This is a genomic window from Geminicoccus harenae, assembly GCF_019800005.1.
In the GTDB taxonomy this organism is placed as follows: domain Bacteria; phylum Pseudomonadota; class Alphaproteobacteria; order Geminicoccales; family Geminicoccaceae; genus Geminicoccus; species Geminicoccus harenae.
Map to the genome: position 1 here is coordinate 148,974 of NZ_JABGCL010000002.1, position 19,321 is coordinate 168,294.

The following is a 19,321-nucleotide window of genomic DNA, read 5'->3' on the forward strand; positions in this document are numbered from 1 at the left end:
CTCCGGCAGGTCAGGAAACGGCGTGGAGGTTGGCGCGCTGGGCGCGGCCGGAGAGCTGGGCCACCATCTCGGCAGCGGGGCCCTGGCGGATGATCTTGCCATGCCCCAGCACCACCACCTGGTCGCACATGGCGAGCGCGGCGATCCGGTGGGTCACCAGCACGACCGTCCGCCCGGCCGCGGCCCGGCGCAGATTGGCGAGGAACAGTTCCTCGGTGGCGGCATCCAGGGCGCTGGTGGCCTCGTCCAGCACCAGGATGCGCGGGTTGCGCACCAGGGCCCGGGCGATCGCGACGAGCTGGCGCTGGCCGGTGGAGAGGCCGGTGCCACGCTCGCCCAGGCGCGTGTCGTACCCCTCGGCCATGCGCTGGACCGCCTCGTGCAGGCCCACGAAGCGGGCGGCCGCGATCACCCGGGCAAAGCTCTTGTCGGGTGCGCCCAGCGTGATGTTCTCCGCGATCGTCCCGGCGAACAGCTGCACGTCCTGCGGGACCACGCCGATCTGGGAGCGGTAGACGGCGGGGCTCAGCCGGCGCACGTCGAAATCGTCGATCAGCACCCGCCCAGCCGTCGGCTGTTCCACGCCCAGGAGCAGCTTGACCAGCGTGCTCTTGCCCGAGCCCGGCGCCCCGGTGATGCCGACGATCCGGCCGGGCTCGACGGTGAGCGTCACGTCGTCCACCGCGGCGCGGCCGTCACCGTGATAGCCGAAGCTCACCCCGTCGAGCTGCAGGCGGCCCTCCAGCCGGACATCGCCCTGGCCGCGCGCCTCGCTGCCCTCGATCGGCTCACCCATCAGCGTGTCCAGCCGCGCGAACGCCTCGCGGACCGTCTGCAGCTCCCGCCAAGCACCGAAGATCTGGCGCAGCGGGGCGAGCGCGCGAGCCCCCAGGATGCTGGCGGCGACCAGCGCGCCGATGGTGAGCTCGCCCGCCACGATCAGGCGGGCGCCGACATAGACCAGGGCCAGTGCCGCCGCCTGCTGCAGGCCGAGGCCCAGGGCCGCCGCCAGGCCGGACAGCTCGCCGGCGCGAAACCCGGTCCAGGCGCTCTCGGCCAGCCGCTTCTCGAACCGGCGCTCCATCTCCGGCTCCAGGCCCAGATATTTGACGGTGAGCGCGTTCAGCACGGTCTCCCCCATGGCGGCGGCCTTGGCGGCCTGGGCGCGGAAATGGGCGCGCAGCAGCCGGCCCTGGCCCCGGTGCGTCCACCAGGAAATCAGGAAGAAGGGCGGGATCGCCAGCAGCACGGTCAGCCCGAGCCGCAGGTCGAGTGCCATCACCGCGCCCAGGAACAGGAGGGAGAAGGCCAGGTCCACCAGGACCAACGGCATCTGCGAGGTGAAGAAGCTGCGGATCGGCTCGAGCTGGCGCAGCCGCTCCACCATCTGGCCGGCCGACATCTGCTCGAACACGCGAAACGGCAGGCGCACGATATGGTGCATGACCTCGGCGCCCAGCGCGGCATCGAGGCGGGCGCCGGCATGGGCGGCGATGTGGGCGCGCACCGCGCGCAGCACCAGCTCGAACAGGACGAGGCTGACCATGCCCACGGTGAGCACGTCGAGCGTGCCGAGCGCCGCCTGGCCCACGACCTTGTTGTAGACCACCATCATGAACAAGGGTGCGGCCAGTGCTATCAGGTTGACCACCACCGAGGCCAGGACCAGCTCGGCCAGCACCGGGCGTAGCCGGCCGAGCAGGACGCTGCGCCAGGAGCCGGCCTCGCCTGCGTCACGCTCGGCCGGCCGGAGCAGGAGGATTTCCGCTGCGATCTCTGGCAACTGGGCCAGGTCCACGGTCCGCGGCTGCCCGCCCTGGCCATCCGTCAGCACCACGCCGGCAGCGCTTGCCCCGGTGGCGATCCAGGCTTGGCCCGGATCCCTGCCCAGCACGAGGAAGGGGGTCGGCAGGCCCGGGACGCGCCGGGGCCTGGGTGCGGTCACCGCCACGTCGAAGCCCAGCCGGTGGGCGAGGCGGGCCAGGTGGCGGCGGTCCACCGGCCCATCGGGGGAGGGAGCGGTCGCCAGGATCTCGGCCATGGCAACCGGCCGCTCGAGCAGCACGGTGAGCCGTGCGAAGGCGCTCAGGAGCGGGTCGGTGCCGCCAGGATCCTTCTCGACCGCAGGAGCACGTAGCTTGCTCGTGGACATGGCGGGCAATCACCCATCAGGAGCATGGCAAGACGCCATATCACCAGATAGAAGATAAGCCCGACATTTTGCAACACTGACGGTTGCAATAGATCCCGATCAGTCCAGCGCCCAGACCAGGAACTTCAGGTACACGGTCTCGACCAGGGCCGGGTGGATCGGGTGGTCGACATTGGCGCCGGCGCGATGGACGACGCGGCCGCCGCGCCCGGCTTCCCGGATGCCCGCCCAGATCTCGCTCAGGAACGCCTCGGTATCGACATTGTGCGAGCAGCAGGACACCAGGAAAAAGCCCTGCTCGGCGGTGAGCGCCGCCGCGGCGCGCGCCAGCTTGCGATAGCCCTTGAGCCCGGCCTTCAGGTCCTTGCGCGACTTCACAAAGGCGGGCGGGTCGCACATCACTAGGCCGAACCGGCGCCCTTCCTTGCCCAGCCGGTCCATGGCGTCGAACGCGTCGGCACGCTGGAAGCTGCAGCGGCCAGCGACGCCCTGCAGTTCGGCGCTGGCGGCAGCCAGGTCGAGTGCCGCCTGCGAACGGTCGACCATCAGCACCGAGGCAGCACCGCCAGCGGCGGCCGCCAGGCCGAAGCCACCGCCATAGCTGTAGACATCCAGCACCTCGCGCCCGGCTGCCAGACGTGCGGCGAAGGCGTGGTTGGCGCGCTGGTCGTAGAACCAGCCGGTCTTCTGGCCGCCCACGGGGTCGACCTGGAAGCGGCGGCCGTCCTCCTCGACGAAGGTCGGGGCCTCGGGGTCGCCCTTGACCACCCGCACGTCCTCGGCGAGGCCCTCCAGCGCCCGGACCGGGGCATCGCCGCGGAACACGATCCGTGCGGGCTTGAGCAGCCGGTCCAGTGCCTGGAGCCAGTCTTCCTGCGCCCGGTCCATGCCGGCGGTGTTGACCTGCGCCGCCACCGTGTCGCCGTAGCGGTCCACGATCAGGCCGGGCAGGCCATCCGCCTCGCCATGGGCCAGCCGGTAATAGGGCTGGTCGAACAGCATTTCACGCAAGGCCAGGGCCCGGGCCAGGCGCCGCTCGAAAAAGGCCGGGCCGATCTCCACGTCGCGCGAGCGGGTGAGGATGCGCGCGGCGATCAGGGAGTGCGGGTTGTAGTGGGCCAGGCCATAGGCCTTGCCATCGGCGAAGGCCACCTTGACCAGCGAGCCCGGCTCCAGGCTGCGCAGCGCCGCCTCCGGGCGGATCTCGTTGCTGTAGAGCCAGGGCGAGCCACTGCGCAGGCGGCGCTCGTGGTCGGGCAGGACATGGATGATCGGCAGGGACATGGACGGCTCGGTCGGCAGGACGGTGGGACGGGTCGGGGTGGCGGCTGGTCAGTGCGGCTCGGGCAGTGCGGCCGGCATGGCGCCGCCGATGCGCACCGGCTCGATCCGGCGGGCGAGGCCGGTCGCGTCGTCGGTCTCGATCAGCACGGCGCACAAGGTGGCCTCGCCCTGGGCCGGCTCCATCTTCTTGCCCGGCAAGGGCGAGCGCCACCGCTCCAGCGAGGCCTGCTTGTCCATGCCGATCACGCTGTCATAGTCGCCGGTCATGCCCACATCGGTGATGAAGGCAGTGCCGCCGGCGAGCACGCGATGATCGGCGGTGGGCACATGGGTGTGGGTTCCGACCACGGCGCTCACCCGCCCATCGAAGCCATGGCCATGCGCCAGCTTCTCGCTGGTGGCCTCGGCATGGACGTCGATCAGGATGGCATCCACCGTGCCGGGCAGCGACAGGCTGGCGAGCTCGGCCTCCACGGCGCGCATCGGGTCATCGGCCAGCCCCATGAACAGCCGGCCCAGCACCTGGAGCACGACGAACCGCCGCCCGTCGGGCAGGCGCAGCTCGCCGATCCCGCGGCCGGGCGTGCCCGGCATCATGTTGAGCGGGCGGACGATGCGCGGCTCGTTCTCGATATGGGTCAAAAGCTCGCGCTGGTCCCAGGCATGGTTGCCGAGCGTGATCAGGTCGGTGCCGAGCTCGAACAGGCGCTGCGCGATCTTGGCGGTCAGCCCGTAGCCGCCCGCCGCGTTCTCGGCATTGACCACCACCACATCCAGCGCCAGCCGACGGCGCAGGTCCGGCAGGTGCCGCTCGATGGCCGCCCGGCCGGAGCGGCCGACCACATCGCCCACGAACAAGATGCGCAAAGCGGAATACTCCAGAAGGTCGGCGCCAGCCGGTCAGCCAATATGCCTATAGCCGGTCTCGGTCACCACCATGTCGAGCGGTTCGTCGAACGGCTCGGTCGGTACTTGGCCCACTTCCTGGCAGGCGAAAGCATAGCCGACGCAAAGCGGCCGGTGCCCGGCCTGGCGAAGCCTGGCGATGGTCCGGTCGTAGAAGCCGCCACCCCAGCCGAGCCGGAAGCCCCGGGCATCGAAGGCCAGGAGCGGCGTGAGGATGACCGCGGGCACGAGCTCGGGCGCGTCGGCGGGGGGTTCCTCCACGCGGAACGGCCCGGTCACCAGCGGCTCGCCCGGATGCCAGCGGTGAAAGCGCAAGGGCTCCGAGCGGCCGGTGATGCGGGGCAGGGCAGTGGGCACCCCCAGCTCATGGAGTGCGCGCAGCAGCGGCCTCGTATCGATCTCGTCCTGGAGCGGCCAGAACAGCGCCACCGCATGCATCTGGCTGGGTTCCACCGCACGCAGGAAATGCAGCCCGGCCATGCGGCTCGCGGCCTGGGCGTCCGCCACTGCCAAGGCCGCGCGCGCCGCCAGCACCTGGTTGCGCAGCAGCGCCTTTTCGGCGGGAGCGGATGGAGCAACGGCCAACGCGGCTAGCCTTCACGGCACCGCGAAGCGCCGCGGGCGCGGGAGGAGGTTGAAAGCGGCGGACGCCACCCTGGCCGTCGTGATCCGACTGTTCCTGGGACCTGCTACGCAGGTGGGTGCCATGTAACGTGACCACGGTCACATCAGGGACAGCTCCCGATTGGAACGAAGGCCCAGGCGCATATGATGGACACTAACGAACCGGGCAGCGCCGCCATGCAGAATCTAGGTGCGGGGTGCCGGTTCGGCAAGGTGACAGGCGTCCGCCAGGCGCTCGATCTGCTCGGCGACCCGCTGCAGCTCCTCGCTGAGCCGCTGTTCGCCCGTCTTGCTGGTCTCGGCGAGCGAGGCGCGCAGCCGCTTGATCTCGTCATAGGCGTCCGACAGCTCGTCGGCGATGATCAGGCTGGTCAGCACCAGGAGGCGCAGGTCGCCGATCTGGCCATTGGCTCCGCCCAGCTCGCGCACCCGTCCGTCCACATACTGGGCCAGGCGCCGCAGCCGGGTTTCCTGGCCGTCGTCGCACTGTACCGTGTGGGTACGGCCATTGACCGTGACATCGACCATGCCCATCGGGGTCAGCCTTCCATCAGACGCTCGACGCGCAGGATCGCGTCGTTCAGGCGCCGGCCCAGCTCGTCGGCGGTGTGTGCCAGATCGGCCATGCGCTGCTCGGCGGCTTCGAGACGTGCTGCGAGCCCGTCGCGCTCCTGGCGCAGCGCCTGATACTCGCGCAGCAGCGCGTCATAGTCTGCCCGCTCCACGAACTCGACCTGCCGGGTGGCCTGCGCGGAACTGGCGGCCACGCCCTCGGTCAGTCGTGCCAGCGCGTGATCCAGTCTCGCCCTGGCGGCATCAAGTGAGGTCATGTGCCGCGCGCCGGCCCCCATCGCAAATCGGGCAACGCCATGGTCTTGCCCAGGCCCGGGCGCGGCGTCAACGGCCAGGGCGCCACGGTCGGCGCCAAGAAGGTGTTGATTTTTCGGGATCGACAGGGGATGCCCACCGCGCAGGACGGAGTTTCCGTCACCGCCAGCCACCTCCACCTGACGACTGCCGCTGATGACCGACGTTGCTACCCTCGATCTCGCCAATGCGATCCGGTTCCTTGCGGTGGATGCCGTCGAGCAGGCGAATTCCGGCCATCCCGGCATGCCGATGGGCATGGCGGAGGTGGCCACCGTGCTGTTCACCCGGCACATGAAGTTCGACGCGCGCGACCCGAGATGGCCGGACCGCGACCGGTTCGTGCTCTCGGCCGGCCACGGCTCGATGCTGCTCTATGCCCTGCTCTACCTGACGGGCGTCGAGGACGTGGAGATCGAGGACATCCGCAACTTCCGCCAGTACGGTGCGCGGACGGCGGGCCATCCGGAATACGGCCACGCGCCGGGCATCGAGACCACCACCGGCCCGCTGGGTCAGGGCTTTGCCAACGCGGTGGGCATGGCGATCGCCGAGGCGCATCTGGCCGCCCGGTTCGGCAAGGAGCTGGTGGACCACCACACCTATGTGATCGCCGGTGATGGCTGCCTGATGGAAGGCATCAGCCACGAGGCGGGCGCCCTGGCCGGCCATCTGAAGCTGAACAAGCTGATCGTGCTCTGGGACGACAACGGCATCTCGATCGACGGCAAGGTGTCGATGGCGTCGTCCGAGGACGTGGCCGCGCGCTTTGCCGCTTATGGCTGGGCGACCGACGCGGTGGACGGCCACGACCCGGACGCGGTGGATGCCGCCATCCGGCGGGCCAAGACCAATGACCGGCCGACGCTGATCGCCTGCCGCACCATTATCGGCAAGGGTGCCCCCACCAAGGCCGGCGGCCATGGCGTCCATGGCTCGCCGCTGGGCAAGGACGAGGCCCAGGCGACCAGGCTGGCGCTGAATTGGGCGCACCAGCCGTTCGAGCTGCCCGAGGCGACGCTTTCCGCCTGGCGCGAGGTCGGCAAGAAGGGGGCGCGCCTCCATGCCGAGTGGCGCGAGCGGCTGGCGGCCTCCAGCCATGGCGAGGCCTTCCGCACCGCCATGGCGGCCAAGCCCTCCGACGCGGCCCGGCTGGCGATGCAGGCCTACAAGGCCAAGCTGGTGGAGGAGCAGCCGAACTGGGCGACGCGCAAGTCGTCCGAGGAGGCGCTCAAAGTCCTGACCGCCCAGATCCCGGAGCTGATCGGCGGCTCGGCCGATCTCACCGGCTCGAACAACACCAAGACGCCGTCTACCGTCTCGATCACACCCGACGACCTGTCCGGCCGCTACATCCATTACGGCGTGCGCGAGCACGGCATGATGGCGGCGATGAACGGCATCGCCCTCCATGGCGGGCTGATCCCCTATGGCGGCACCTTCCTGGTGTTCACCGACTATTGCCGCCCGTCGATCCGGCTGGCCGCGCTGATGGGCATCCGCTCGATCATGGTCGGCACTCACGATTCCATCGGTCTCGGCGAGGACGGGCCGACCCACCAGCCGGTCGAGCATCTGGCAGCGCTCCGGGCGATCCCGAACCTGCTGGTGCTGCGCCCGGCGGATGCGGTCGAGACCGCGGAATGCTGGGAGATCGCGATCGAGACGGTGAACAAGCCGTCGGTGCTGGCTCTGTCCCGGCAGAACCTGCCGGCGGTCCGCACCAGCGACAGTGCCCAGAACCTGTGCGCCAAGGGCGCCTATGTGCTGGCCGAGGCGTCGGGCGAGCGGGCGGTCACCATCCTCGCGACCGGCTCGGAAGTGCATGTGGCCCTCGAAGCGCGCCGGCGCCTGGAAGAGGCCGGCACGCCGGCCTCCGTGGTTTCAATGCCGTCCTGGGAACTCTTCGCCCAGCAGAACGCTGCTTATCGAGGGCTGGTGCTGGGCACCGCGCCGCGCGTGGCGATCGAGGCGGCATCGCCATTCGGCTGGACCCGCTTCGTGGAAAGCGAGGACGATGTCGTCGGCATGCGTGGCTTCGGCGCGTCGGGGCCGGCGCCGACCCTCTACCGGGAGTTCGGCATCACCGCGGAGGCGGTCGTAGCCCTGGTCGAGCGCAAGCTCGCCGCCTGAGCGCGGCTCGACGGCTTGCCAGCAAGTGGCCGGTGCTCTCCTGCACCGGCATTCATGATCGGATGGGAGCAACCATGGTCGTCAGGATCGGCATCAACGGGTTCGGGCGGATCGGGCGCAACATCTTGCGCGCGATCGCCGAGAGCGGCCGCCAGGACGTCCAGGTCGTCGCGATCAACGACCTGGCGCCCGCCGCCACCAACGCGCATCTGCTGCGCTACGACAGCGTGCACGGCAAGTTCCCGGGCAAGGTCACGCTGGAGGGCGACACGCTCGACATCGGCAACGGGCCGATCCGGGTGAGCGCCGAACGCGACCTGGCCAAGCTGGCCTGGGGCGATGTCGGCGTCGACATCGTGATGGAGTGCACGGGCATCTTCACCTCGAAGGAGAAGGCGTCCGGCCATCTCCAGGCGGGGGCGAAGAAGGTCATCATCTCGGCACCCGGAGACGGCGCCGACCTCACCGTGGTCTATGGGGTGAACCACCAGGACCTGAAGGCCGATCACACGGTGATCAGCAACGCGTCCTGCACCACCAACTGCCTGGCGCCGGTCGCCAAGGTGCTGCACGAGGCGGTCGGGATCGTGCGCGGGCACATGACCACCATCCACGCCTTCACCAACGACCAGAACCTTCTGGACGTGTTCCACAAGGACCTCTACCGGGCCCGCTCCGCCACCGAATCGATGATCCCGACCTCGACCGGTGCCGCCAAGGCGGTGGGGCTGGTGCTGCCCGAGCTGAAGGGCAAGCTGGACGGCGTGGCGATCCGGGTGCCGACCAAGAACGTCTCGCTGGTAGACCTGACCTTCCTGCCGTCGCGCGATACCTCGGTCGAGGAGATCAACGACGCGCTCAAGGCCGCAGCGGCCAGCGGCCCGCTCAAGGGCATCCTGAACGTCATCACCGAACCGCTGGTCTCGATCGACTTCAACCACGACCCGCACAGCTCGACGGTCGACCTGAAGGCCACCAAGGTGCTGGAAGGCAAGATGGTGCGCGTTGCCTCCTGGTATGACAACGAGTGGGGCTTCTCCAACCGGATGAACGACACGGCAGCCTATCTCGGCACGCTGTGAAGCTCCGCGCCTAACTCGTTGAAAACGGCCGCCGCTTGGGCGGCCGTTTTATTTTCTGGGTCAGACCCGGACCGGCCAGCCGGCCATGCGGTAGGCGCTGTCCCAGAACATCCACTCGTACTGGGCGCAGCGGTGATAGGCCCGGCGCATCCGCGCACGGGTCGCCTCGCCGGCGGCCTCGGCCATGCCGTCCACCGCCGCCTCGGCGGCCAGCACCGCGTCGCCAAACTCCTGGTCGGAATAATTGTCGATCCAGGCGGCGTAGGGATTGTCCGGCACGGTCACCTTCGCGATCCGGCAGCCGACGTCCCAGTAGATCCGAAAGCAGGGCAGGATTGCGGCAGCGCCGACCTCCAGCCCGTCGCGGGCAACGCTGGCCTGGAGGAAATCGGTATAGGCCAGGCAGGTGGGCGAGGGCTCGGCCGCGGCCACCTGCTCCGCCGTGATCCCGAACTTCTCGAAATAGCTGGCATGCAGTGCACGCTCGACCAGGATCGCACCTTCGGCCGACTTGGCGAACAGGGCCACCGTGTCGGCATCGGGCGCCACCGCGGCGATCCGGGCGAGCACCCTTCCATATTCCAGCAGGTAGATCGCGTCCTGGATGACGTAGTTCTGGAAGCGTGCCGTCTCCAGGCTGCCGTCGGCCAGCTCGCGGTTGAACGGCAGGTGGAGGATCCGCTCCAGCAGGTCGGCGGTTTCCGCACGCATCCGGGCGGAGAAAGGCTGGCTCATTGCTGGCTCCAAACGGCGTGGTAGTGGTGGATCGGCCCGTGGCCCTGGCCGACCTCGAGCTGGTCGGCCCTGCCGATCGCACCGCTCAGCCAGGCCTTGGCGGCACGCACCGCCTCCAGCGGGTCGTCATGACGGGGCAGCAGGGCGGCGATCGCCGAGGAGTAGGAGCAGCCCGTGCCGTGGGTGTTCTTGGTGGCGATGCGCCGCCCCGGCAGCTCCACGACCCGCTGGCCGTCGGCGAACAGGTCCGGCGCGTCGTCCGTGCCCAGATGGCCACCCTTCAGCACCACCGCCTTCGCTCCAAGCGCCAGCAGGTCGGGCAGCATGGCGTGCATCCCGGCGAGGTCGGTCGGTTCCGGGCAGCCAGTGAGATCGGCGGCTTCCGGCAGGTTCGGCATGAGCAGGTCCGAGAGCGGCGCCAGTTCCTGGCGCACGGCCGTCACCGCCGCCTCGGCCAGCAGCCGGTCACCGCTTTTCGCGACCATCACCGGGTCCAGCACTACCCGCTTCGCCTGGTGGTTGCGCAGGCAGGAAGCGACCGCGCCGGCGATCTCGGCGGTGGCCACCATGCCGACCTTGACCGCGTCGATCCGCACGTCGGCGAACAGCGTGTCGATCTGCAGGGCCACGAAGTCCGGCGGGACGGGATGCACGCCGGTAACCTGCCTAGTGTTCTGCGCGGTCAGTGCCGTGAGCACCGCGCAGCCATAGGTGCCGAGCGCCCCGAACGTCTTGAGGTCGGCCTGAATCCCGGCACCGCCGCTGGGGTCGGAGCCGGCGATCGTCAGGATGTTGTGGATCATCGATTTCTTCCAGATTCGCGAAGGGCGCGGTCGATCTCGGCCAGGAGTGCCCGGGCAGCCGCGGCGGGATCGGCTGCCCGGGCCACCGCGCTGACCACAGCGACCCCATCGGCGCCGGCCCCGATCGCCTGGGCGGCGTTGGCCTGGCCGATCCCGCCGATCGCCACCACCGGCAGGGCCAGAAGGCGCCGGATCGCTGCGAACCGTTCCGGACCCAGAGCCGGGGCGGCATCGGGCTTGGTGCCGGTCGGGAAGATCGGGCCCAGCCCGACATGGTCGACCAGGGCGGGATCGACCGCTTCAACCTCGGCCTCGCCGGTGACCGACAGGCCGATGATGGCCTCCCGCCCCAGGATCGCGCGGGCGAACGCCACCGGCAGGTCGTCCTGGCCCAGATGCACGCCATCGGCACCCGCCGCGAGGGTCAGATCGGCCCGGTCATTGACGATCACCGGCACGTTCCGGCCATGCAGCCGGGCGCGGACCGCCTGGGCCAGGGCGATCAGGCTGCGGGCACCGGAGCGCTTGTCGCGCAGCTGGATCGCCGTAGCGCCGCCCGAAACGGCGGCTTCAGCCAGGTCGGCGAACGCGGCAGGCGGGGTGGTGGCCTCGTCCAGCACGACGTAGAGGCGCAGATCGATCCCGCGGCTCACGACAGTCTCGCCTGGCGCTCGAGCGTGGTGGCGTCGAGGTCGGCCAGGCGATCCAGGATCGCGACCTGCAAGGAACCCGGCCCTTCGGTTGCCGCCGCCGCGAGCTCGCCGGCCACGCCCAGGATCACGCAGGCGGACAGTGCCGCAACGGCCGGCTCCGCGGCGAGGCAGGCGGCACTCAATGCGCTGAGCGTGCAGCCGAGCCCGGTCACGCGCGTCATCCGCACGTCGCCATTGGCGCACGACCAGACCTCGGCCCCGTCGGTGACCCGGTCAACCGGCCCGGTGACCGCCACGATGCTGCCGGTCGCCGCCGCCAGCGCCTTGGCCGCGTCGAGGGAAGCCGCCTCGCCTGCGGTACTTTCCACGCCGCGGGTGGCGCCGATCCCGCCGGCCAGCGCCACGATCTCCGAGCCGTTGCCGCGGATCAGGGTCGGCCGGTGCTCGAGCAGGGCGAACGCGGTGTCGGTGCGCAGCCGCGTAGCCCCCGTACCCACCGGGTCCAGCACCCACGGCTTGCCGAACGTCCGGGCCTTGGCCGCGGCCAGGTGCATCGCCGTGATCCAGGGCGGGGACAGGGTGCCGATATTGATCACCAGCGCATCGGCGATGCCGGTGAACTCCTCGACCTCCGCCTCGGCATGCACCATGGCGGGGGAGGCACCCACCGCCAGCAGCGCGTTGGCGGTCGTGTTCATCACGACATAGTTGGTGATGTTGTGGACGAGCGGCCGACGCGCGCGGATTGCGTCGAGCACCCGCCCGATCGCTGCGGACGGAATGGTCATTGGCCTCCCTTCGCTGGCATGACCCAGAGCAGGTTCGACGGGTTTGATCTCAGTTCGCGCCGTGGCGAACACCCCTTGGCAGGGCAGAGGATGGGGGCTCCTGCATGGAAGTCAACATCCGGCGAGGTAGACCTGGAGCGCGGCGCGTGCTGAACCTCGCATGGAGGAACGACCAGCGGAGTGTGATCGGCGTGAATGTCCTAGTCTTCCTCCACGACAGCGCGCTCGAGCACGACACCGGCCCGGGCCACCCGGAATGTGCGGATCGCTATGCGGCGGTGCGGGCCGGGCTCGACCGGATCAAGGAGGGCTGGCTGCTGCGCGAAGCGGCACCCGAGGCCGAGCTGTCAGCCATCCGGGCAGTCCATACCGAGCCCTATATACGCGCGGTGCTGGATGCGATCCCGAGCCGTGGTCTGGCCCGGCTCGACCCGGACACGGTGGTCTCGCCCGGCAGCCGGGGAGCAGCGCTGCGCGCGCCCGGAGGTGCCGTGGCGGCGGTCGATGCGGTGCTGGCGGACCAGGTCCAGCGCGCCTTCGTGGCGATGCGGCCGCCCGGCCACCATGCGGAGAGCAGCCGTGCCATGGGCTTCTGCCTGTTCAACAGCATCGCGGTGGCCGCGGCCCATGCCAAGGCCGCCCATGGCGTGGGCCGCATCGCCATCGTCGATTTCGACGTCCACCACGGCAACGGCACCCAGGAGATCTTCTGGGACGACCCGCAGACCCTGTTCGTCTCGACCCACCAGTGGCCGCTCTACCCCGGCACCGGTGCCGCAGGGGAGCGAGGTGCCCACGGCAACATCCTGAACCTGCCGCTGCCGCCCGGCACGGACGGGCTGGCCTATCGCCAGCGCTTCAGTGCCGATGTCCTGCCGGCCTTGGAGCGGTTTGCGCCCGAGCTGCTGCTGGTCTCGGCCGGCTTCGACGCCCATCGCGACGATCCGCTGGCCGGCCTGTGCCTGGTCGAGGACGATTTCGCCTGGATCACCCGGGAGCTGGTGGCGGTCGCCGAGCGTCATGCCAAGGGGCGGGTGGTATCCGTGCTCGAAGGGGGCTACGACACGGGCGCGCTCAGCAGGAGCGTGACCGCGCATCTTCGGGCTCTCGCCGGCGAGGATGGCGCATGACGGGGGAAGGCCGGCCGGTGACCGACACCAGCATGCAGGAACTGAGCTTCGAGGCGGCGCTGGGCGAGCTCGAGAAGCTCGTCCAGGAGCTGGAGCGCGGCCAGCTCGACCTGGACGAGGCGATCTCTGCCTATGAGCGGGGCACCGCGCTGAAGGAGCTGTGCCGGCAGAAGCTGGCCGATGCCCAGATGCGGGTGGAGAAATTGTCGGTGAACGCTTCGGGCGAAGCGCGCGTAGAACCGTTCGACCCCACCCGCTGACCTTCGCGCCGCCAAGCTGGCCCGTTAAGCTGGATCGCCGCCTTGCTCAGGCCCTTCCTGGAAGAAACCGCCGCCATCGTCGAGAGCGAGATCGACCGCCTCCTGGGTGATCCCGCCCAGCAGGCGGCGCCGCGTCTAGCCGAAGCGATGCGCTATGCCGCGCTCGGCGGCGGCAAGCGGCTGCGGGCGGCCCTGGTGCGCGCGGTGGCCCAGGCATTGGCCAGGGGTGCGGCCGATCCGCCCTGGGAGACCACCGCCGCCGCGGTCGAGCTGCTGCACGCCTATTCGCTGGTGCATGACGACCTGCCCGCCATGGACGACGCCCAGCTCCGGCGCGGCCGCCCGGCCTGCCACCGCGCGTTCGACGAGGCGACCGCGATCCTGGCGGGCGACGCCCTCCAGGCAGCGGCGTTCGGCTGGATCGCCGGCGACCCCTATCTCAGCGCCGATGCACGGGTCAGCCTCCTGGCCGGCCTGGCCGAGGCCGCGGGGCTTGCGGGCATGTGCGGTGGCCAGATGCTCGACCTGGAAGGCGAGCGCCAGCCCCCCGACCTGGCCGGGCTGGAGCGGATGGAGCAGCTCAAGACCGGGGCGATGATCGCGTTCGCCGCCGAGGCCGGGGCGATCGTGGCCGATGCGAGCCCCACCGAGCGCCAGCGCGTGCTGGCCTGGGCGCGCCATCTGGGCCTGGCGTTCCAGATTACCGACGACCTCCTGGACGTCGAGGGCGACGGCACGCTCACCGGCAAGGATGCCGGCCTGGATGCCGCCCGCGGCAAGACTACCTTCGTTACCTTGATCGGCGTGGACGCCGCACGGGCGCGGCTGTCCGAGCTGGCGCGCTCGGCGGAGGCGGAAGTGCGCCAGCTCGCGGGCGACACCAGCCTGCTCGACGCGCTATTCCACCACGTCGTGACCCGCGACCGCTAGAGCAGCATGGCTCCTGGAGCAGACGGCGACATGGCCGATACCGACTTGCTCGACCAGATCGAGACCCCACAGGACCTGCGCCGGCTGCCGAAGGCGCAGATGCGCCAGGTGGCGGACGAGCTGCGCCGGGAAACGATCGACGCCGTCTCGGTGACCGGCGGGCATCTGGGCGCCGGCCTGGGTGTCGTCGAGCTGACCGTGGCGCTGCACTACGTGTTCGACACGCCCAGCGACATCGTCATCTGGGACGTCGGCCATCAGGCCTACCCGCACAAGATCCTGACCGGCCGGCGCGATCGGATCCGCACCCTGCGCAAGCCGGGCGGCCTGTCGGGCTTCACCCGGCGCAGCGAGAGCCCCTACGACCCGTTCGGCGCCGCGCACAGCTCGACCTCGATCTCGGCGGGCCTGGGCTTTGCCGAGGCGATCCGCCTGAACGGGCAGCAGCGCAACGTCGTGGCGGTGATCGGCGACGGCGCCTTTTCCGCGGGTATGGCCTACGAGGCCATGAACAATGCCGGGACCTCGAACGCCCGGCTGATCGTGATCCTGAACGACAACGACATGTCGATCGCCCCGCCGACCGGGGCGATGAGCGGTTATCTCTCCCGCGTGCTCGCCAGCCACGAGTTCCGCGAGCTGCGCGACGTCGCCAAGCGGGTGGTCAAACGCCTGCCGCGCCCGCTCCAGACCGCGGCACGCCGGGCGGACGAGTATGCCCGCGGCATGGCGACCGGCGGCACGCTGTTCGAGGAACTGGGCTTCTACTATGTGGGCCCGGTCGACGGGCACGACGTCGACCAGCTCATGGCGATCCTGGAGGCCCTGCGCGACGACGCGGCCAAGGGGCCGGTGCTGCTGCACGTCAAGACCCAGAAGGGCAAGGGCTACCCGCCGGCCGAGCGCTCCGCCGACAAGTATCACGGCGTGGCAAAGTTCGATGTCGCCACCGGCGCGCAGGTGAAGTCCGGCGGCAACCTGCCGTCCTACACGTCCGTGTTCGCGCGCAGCCTGATCCAGGAGGCCGAGGCCGACCCGGCGATCGTGGCGGTCACCGCGGCCATGCCGTCCGGCACCGGGCTCGACCTGTTCGGGCGGCGCTTTGCCGACCGCGTCTATGACGTCGGCATCGCCGAGCAGCATGCGGTGACCTTCGCGGCGGGCCTGGCCTGCGAGGGCATGCGGCCGTTCTGCGCGATCTACTCGACCTTCCTCCAGCGCGCCTATGACCAGGTCATCCACGACGTGGCGATCCAGAAGCTGCCGGTGCGCTTTGCGATCGACCGCGCGGGCCTGGTGGGTGCGGACGGCGCCACCCATGCCGGCAGCTTCGACGTAGCCTATCTCGGCTGCCTGCCGGGCATGGTGGTGATGGCTGCCGGCGACGAGCTGGAGCTCATGCACATGGTGCGCACGGCCGCCGCCTATGACGAGGGGCCGATCGCGTTCCGCTACCCGCGCGGGGAGGGCGTGGGCCTGGAGCTGCCGGTGCGCGGCCGGGTCCTGGAAATCGGCAAGGGCAGGGTGGTCCGCGAGGGCTCGCGCGCAGCACTGCTGTCGTTCGGCACGCGGCTCGCCGAATGCCAGAAGGCGGCCGACGAGCTGGCGGCCCGCGGGATCAGCGTGACCGTGGCCGATGCGCGCTTCGCCAAGCCGCTGGACGAGGAACTGGTGCGCCAGCTCCTTTCCCATCACGAGCTGGTGGTGACGGTCGAGGAAGGGTCGATTGGCGGGTTCGGCAGCCAGGTGCAGCAGTTCGCCCTGGATCAGGGCCTGCTCGACGGGGGCAGCGTCCGGCTGCGCTCGATGATCCTGCCGGACCGCTTCATCGACCACGGCACGCCGGCCGGCCAATATGCCGAGGCGGGGCTGGACGCCGCCGCCATCGGACGCCGGGTCCTGCAGGCCCTGGGCGTGCGCACCGAGCCGCTCAGGGTCGTGCAGGGATGACGCAAGGCAGGCAGCGGCTCGACCAGATCCTGGTCGATCGCGGGCTTGCCGAGACCCGGAGCAAGGCTCAGGCGATCATCATGTCGGGCCTGGTGTTCTCGGGCGAGCGCAAGCTCGACAAGGCGGGCGAGCAGCTCAAGGCCGATGTCCCGATCGAGGTGCGGCAGAGCGGGCCGGGCTGGGTCAGCCGGGGTGCGCTCAAGCTGATCGAGGGGCTGGACCGCTTCGCGATCGACCCGAGCGGCCTGGTCTGCCTGGACGTGGGCGCGTCCACCGGCGGGTTCACCGAGGTGCTGCTGAGCCGGGGGGCTGCGCGGGTCTATGCCGTCGATGTCGGCTATGGCCAACTCGCCCAGAAGCTGCGCGACGACCCGCGGGTGGTCAACCTGGAGCGGACCAATGCGCGCCACCTGACGGCCGAACAGGTGCCGGAGCCGGTGGAACTGCTGGTCTGCGACGCGAGCTTCATCGGCCTGTCCACGGTGCTGCCGGCACCCCTGACGCTGTGCGCACCCGATGCCTCGCTGGTGGTGCTGATCAAGCCGCAGTTCGAGGTGGGGCCGGGCAGGGTCGGCAAGGGCGGGGTGGTGCGCGATCCGGCCTTGCACGAGGAGGTCTGCGCCCATTATCGGAACTGGTTCACGGCGCAGGGCTGGCAGGTAGCGGGGATCGTCCGCAGTCCGATCACCGGGCCTGCGGGCAATGTCGAGTTCCTGTTGGCAGCCCGCCGGTCGGTGGGTTCTGCTTCCATCGATCCGGAGCATGGGCGTGGCGAAACAGTATCAGAAGATCGAGCCTAGGATCCGGGCGTTCATCGAGCGTCAGCGCATCTTCTTCACCGGGACTGCCGCGGACGGCGCCCGGGTGAACATCTCGCCCCGTGGCACCGATCTGTTCCGTATCCTGGACGAGAACCGGGTGGCCTATCTGGACCTGACCGGCAGCGGCAGCGAGACGGCAGCGCATCTGAAGGCGGATGGCCGGATGACCATCATGTTCTGCGCCTTCGAGGGGCCGCCGCAGATCCTGCGGCTCTTTGGCCGTGGTACCTGCCATTTTCGCGGCAGTGCCGCCTATGCGGAGCTGCTGGCCGAGTGGTTCGGCAACGAGCAGCCGCTGGGTGCGCGGCAGATCGTGGTGCAGGACATCGACCTGGTGCAGACCTCCTGCGGCTTCGGCGTGCCGCTGTTCGACTACCACGGCGAGCGCGACAGCATGGAGCGCTGGGCGCTGGGCCAGGGCGGCGAGGAAGGCTTGCGGGCCTACCGCCTCCGGGAGAATGTCCAAAGCATCGACGGGCTGCCGACCGGGATGCCCCTGGATCAGTGATCATAGGGCGGGTGCCGCGGAAAGCGCAGCAGCTCGTCCTTGGTATCGAACCAGTCGATCCGCTCGTCGAACCAGCCATGCAGGCGCGGGCGCACCCCGTCCGGCTCGTCCAGCGATGCGATCGGCACGCCCACCGACTGCTGCTTCTCGTCGATCATGAAGAGCTGGCTGCCGCAGGTCGGGCAGAAGGAGCGCCGTGCCGCGGGCGAGGAGGCGAAGCCGTGCGGCTCGCCGCGCGTCACCTGGAACCGGGCGCTGCTGACCTGCACCCAGGCGACCACCGGCGCACCGCTGGCCCGTCGGCATTCCCGGCAGTGGCAGTAGTCGGCGAGATCGTCCTCCTCCAGCTCGATCGCGTAGCGCACGGCCCCGCACAGGCAGCCGCCCTCCATCCTCCTGGTCATGCCGCCGCCCCCAGCCGCGCGAAGCCGGCCTCGAGATCGGCGATCAGGTCCTCGATCGCCTCCAGGCCGACATGGATGCGCAGGCAGGGGCCTTCCGTCTGCCATTCGGTGGCGCTGCGCGTCGTCTGCGGGAAGGTCGGGATCAGCAGGCTCTCATAGCCGCCCCACGACCAGCCCATGCCGAACAGCTTCATGCCGTTCAGCATGGCGGCCACGGCATCTCGGCTGGCCGGCTTCAGGACCAGGCCGAACAGGCCGGAAGCACCCTTGAAGTCGCGCTTCCACAGGGCGTGACCGGGATCCTCCGGCAGGGCCGGATGCAGCACCCGCGCCACTTCCGGGCGCTCCTGCAGCCACCGGGCGATGCGGATGCCGCTTTCCATGTGCCGCTGGAGCCGGACCTCCAGGGTGCGGAGTGCCCGGAGCACCAGCCAGCAGTCCTCAGGGCTGGTCGACATGCCGAGATCCTGCACGCCCTGGCGCAGCCGGGGGTGGATCTCCGGCGTGGAGGTGACGATCCCCATCATCAGGTCGGAATGGCCGCCCAGATACTTGGTGGCGGCATGGACGGTCACGTCGACCCCATGCTCGTAGGGCTTGAAGAACAAGGGCGTGGCCCAGGTGTTGTCGAACACCACCAGGGCACCACGGGCATGGGCGATCTCGGCCACCCGCTTCACGTCGGTGACCTCGAAGGTGAGGGAGCCCGGGCTCTCCAGGTAGACGATGCGCGTCTCCGGCCGCATCCCCGCCTCGACCTGCTCGGGCTGGAGCGGATCGAAATAGTCGACCGCCACGCCCATGCGCTTCAGCAGGTGGTCGGCGGTATGCCGGGTCGGCTGGTACACGTTGTCCGCGATCAGCACATGATCGCCTGCCTGCAGGAGGGCCAGGAGCGTCGCCACGATCGCACCCTTGCCCGAGCCCACCGTCACCGCCCCGCCGGCACCCTCCAGCGTCGCCACCGCCTCCTCCAGCGCGAAGGTCGTGGGCGTGCCGTAGCGGCCGTAATTGACGACGCCAGGGCCCGGCCTCGCGGCGAGCAGGGCGTCCATCGTCGGGAACAGGATGGTCGAGGCCCGCTGGATCGGCGGATTGACGATCCCGTCATTCTGCTCGGGATCGCGGCCGAGCGTGGTCACTAGGGTCGCGTCGCGCATCCGTTCCTCCGAAAACCGCATGCGCGGGCTAGCACGGGAAGGCGGCCTGGCGAAGCCGGGGCGTGACGTCCACTCGGGTGATTCCTGACCGGTGGCGGTTGGCAGCCTGAAATTTGCGTGCCATGCCTGTT

At 70.0% G+C, this 19,321-nt stretch carries 20 protein-coding genes, 1 other RNA gene and 1 riboswitch; of the genes, 8 read left to right on the forward strand and 13 right to left on the reverse strand.

Annotated features, from left to right (window positions below; translation table 11 throughout):
* Positions 1 to 10 precede the first annotated feature (10 nt).
* From HLA95_RS02035 to HLA95_RS02065, 7 genes are all read right to left on the reverse strand, one after another.
* The gene (locus HLA95_RS02035; protein ID WP_222182233.1) at positions 11 to 2,152 is read right to left on the reverse strand and encodes a peptidase domain-containing ABC transporter; all 2,142 of its coding nucleotides are present in this window, start codon (positions 2,150 to 2,152) and stop codon (positions 11 to 13) included.
* Positions 2,153 to 2,251: 99 nt separating this feature from the next.
* On the reverse strand, positions 2,252 to 3,436 hold the full coding sequence (locus HLA95_RS02040; protein WP_191058737.1) for a class I SAM-dependent rRNA methyltransferase: 1,185 nt from the start codon (positions 3,434 to 3,436) through the stop codon (positions 2,252 to 2,254).
* A 48-nt stretch (positions 3,437 to 3,484) separates the two neighbouring features.
* On the reverse strand, positions 3,485 to 4,303 hold the full coding sequence (locus HLA95_RS02045) for a TIGR00282 family metallophosphoesterase (protein ID WP_191058738.1): 819 nt from the start codon (positions 4,301 to 4,303) through the stop codon (positions 3,485 to 3,487).
* A 33-nt stretch (positions 4,304 to 4,336) separates the two neighbouring features.
* On the reverse strand, positions 4,337 to 4,927 hold the full coding sequence (locus HLA95_RS02050; protein WP_191058739.1) for a 5-formyltetrahydrofolate cyclo-ligase: 591 nt from the start codon (positions 4,925 to 4,927) through the stop codon (positions 4,337 to 4,339).
* Positions 4,928 to 4,985: 58 nt separating this feature from the next.
* A non-coding RNA gene (gene ssrS, locus HLA95_RS02055) (6S RNA) lies at positions 4,986 to 5,142 on the reverse strand.
* A 10-nt stretch (positions 5,143 to 5,152) separates the two neighbouring features.
* Positions 5,153 to 5,500, reverse strand: a complete 348-nt coding sequence (locus HLA95_RS02060) for a cell division protein ZapA (protein WP_191058740.1) — start codon at positions 5,498 to 5,500, stop codon at positions 5,153 to 5,155.
* Between the two features lie 5 nt (positions 5,501 to 5,505).
* Complete coding sequence (locus HLA95_RS02065) at positions 5,506 to 5,796, reverse strand: DUF4164 family protein (RefSeq protein ID WP_191058741.1); 291 nt, start codon at positions 5,794 to 5,796, stop codon at positions 5,506 to 5,508.
* Positions 5,797 to 5,989: 193 nt separating this feature from the next.
* Between HLA95_RS02065 and tkt the strand changes: the two genes are divergently transcribed.
* Together tkt and gap are read left to right on the forward strand one after the other, a co-directional pair.
* Positions 5,990 to 7,966 (forward strand): transketolase, encoded by a 1,977-nt coding sequence (tkt, locus tag HLA95_RS02070; protein WP_191058742.1) that lies wholly within the window; start codon positions 5,990 to 5,992, stop codon positions 7,964 to 7,966.
* Positions 7,967 to 8,040: 74 nt separating this feature from the next.
* Positions 8,041 to 9,048, forward strand: coding sequence for a type I glyceraldehyde-3-phosphate dehydrogenase (gap, locus tag HLA95_RS02075; protein ID WP_191058743.1), 1,008 nt, complete (start codon positions 8,041 to 8,043; stop codon positions 9,046 to 9,048).
* Positions 9,049 to 9,108: 60 nt separating this feature from the next.
* Here gap and HLA95_RS02080 read toward each other — a convergent pair whose 3' ends face one another.
* The 4 genes from HLA95_RS02080 to thiM form a co-directional block, all read right to left on the reverse strand.
* A complete protein-coding gene (locus HLA95_RS02080; RefSeq protein ID WP_191058744.1) occupies positions 9,109 to 9,783 on the reverse strand; it encodes a TenA family protein in 675 nt (224 codons plus the stop codon).
* Positions 9,780 to 10,586, reverse strand: a complete 807-nt coding sequence (gene thiD, locus HLA95_RS02085) for a bifunctional hydroxymethylpyrimidine kinase/phosphomethylpyrimidine kinase (protein ID WP_191058745.1) — start codon at positions 10,584 to 10,586, stop codon at positions 9,780 to 9,782. Before thiD ends, HLA95_RS02080 begins: the two co-directional genes overlap by 4 nt.
* A complete protein-coding gene (gene thiE / locus HLA95_RS02090) occupies positions 10,583 to 11,239 on the reverse strand; it encodes a thiamine phosphate synthase (RefSeq protein WP_191058746.1) in 657 nt (218 codons plus the stop codon). Before thiE ends, thiD begins: the two co-directional genes overlap by 4 nt.
* Positions 11,236 to 12,027, reverse strand: a complete 792-nt coding sequence (gene thiM / locus HLA95_RS02095; protein ID WP_191058747.1) for a hydroxyethylthiazole kinase — start codon at positions 12,025 to 12,027, stop codon at positions 11,236 to 11,238. The genes thiE and thiM overlap by 4 nt, the downstream gene beginning before the upstream one ends.
* Positions 12,016 to 12,113: riboswitch (TPP riboswitch) on the reverse strand. Its footprint overlaps the gene before it by 12 nt.
* A gap of 105 nt (positions 12,114 to 12,218) precedes the next feature.
* Between thiM and HLA95_RS02100 the strand changes: the two genes are divergently transcribed.
* From HLA95_RS02100 to HLA95_RS02125, 6 genes are read left to right on the forward strand one after another with little or no spacing between them, the layout of a single operon-like run.
* Positions 12,219 to 13,157: a histone deacetylase family protein gene (locus HLA95_RS02100; RefSeq protein ID WP_222182315.1), complete on the forward strand. Its 939-nt coding sequence runs from the start codon at positions 12,219 to 12,221 to the stop codon at positions 13,155 to 13,157.
* Positions 13,154 to 13,417 carry an exodeoxyribonuclease VII small subunit gene (locus HLA95_RS02105; protein ID WP_222182235.1) on the forward strand — a complete coding sequence of 88 codons (264 nt, stop codon included), beginning with the start codon at positions 13,154 to 13,156 and terminating at the stop codon, positions 13,415 to 13,417. The genes HLA95_RS02100 and HLA95_RS02105 overlap by 4 nt, the downstream gene beginning before the upstream one ends.
* 42 nt (positions 13,418 to 13,459) lie before the next feature.
* Positions 13,460 to 14,347 carry a polyprenyl synthetase family protein gene (locus HLA95_RS02110; RefSeq protein WP_222182238.1) on the forward strand — a complete coding sequence of 296 codons (888 nt, stop codon included), beginning with the start codon at positions 13,460 to 13,462 and terminating at the stop codon, positions 14,345 to 14,347.
* A gap of 30 nt (positions 14,348 to 14,377) precedes the next feature.
* Positions 14,378 to 16,297, forward strand: a complete 1,920-nt coding sequence (gene dxs / locus HLA95_RS02115) for a 1-deoxy-D-xylulose-5-phosphate synthase (protein ID WP_191058924.1) — start codon at positions 14,378 to 14,380, stop codon at positions 16,295 to 16,297.
* Positions 16,294 to 17,097 (forward strand): TlyA family RNA methyltransferase, encoded by an 804-nt coding sequence (locus HLA95_RS02120; RefSeq protein ID WP_191058923.1) that lies wholly within the window; start codon positions 16,294 to 16,296, stop codon positions 17,095 to 17,097. Before dxs ends, HLA95_RS02120 begins: the two co-directional genes overlap by 4 nt.
* Positions 17,066 to 17,626, forward strand: a complete 561-nt coding sequence (locus HLA95_RS02125; RefSeq protein WP_191058922.1) for a pyridoxamine 5'-phosphate oxidase family protein — start codon at positions 17,066 to 17,068, stop codon at positions 17,624 to 17,626. The genes HLA95_RS02120 and HLA95_RS02125 overlap by 32 nt, the downstream gene beginning before the upstream one ends.
* Here HLA95_RS02125 and HLA95_RS02130 read toward each other — a convergent pair.
* Positions 17,620 to 18,030 (reverse strand): GFA family protein, encoded by a 411-nt coding sequence (locus HLA95_RS02130; RefSeq protein ID WP_191058921.1) that lies wholly within the window; start codon positions 18,028 to 18,030, stop codon positions 17,620 to 17,622. The genes HLA95_RS02125 and HLA95_RS02130 overlap by 7 nt on opposite strands.
* Positions 18,027 to 19,190: a cystathionine beta-lyase gene (metC, locus tag HLA95_RS02135; RefSeq protein WP_191058920.1), complete on the reverse strand. Its 1,164-nt coding sequence runs from the start codon at positions 19,188 to 19,190 to the stop codon at positions 18,027 to 18,029. Before metC ends, HLA95_RS02130 begins: the two co-directional genes overlap by 4 nt.
* Positions 19,191 to 19,321 lie beyond the last annotated feature (131 nt).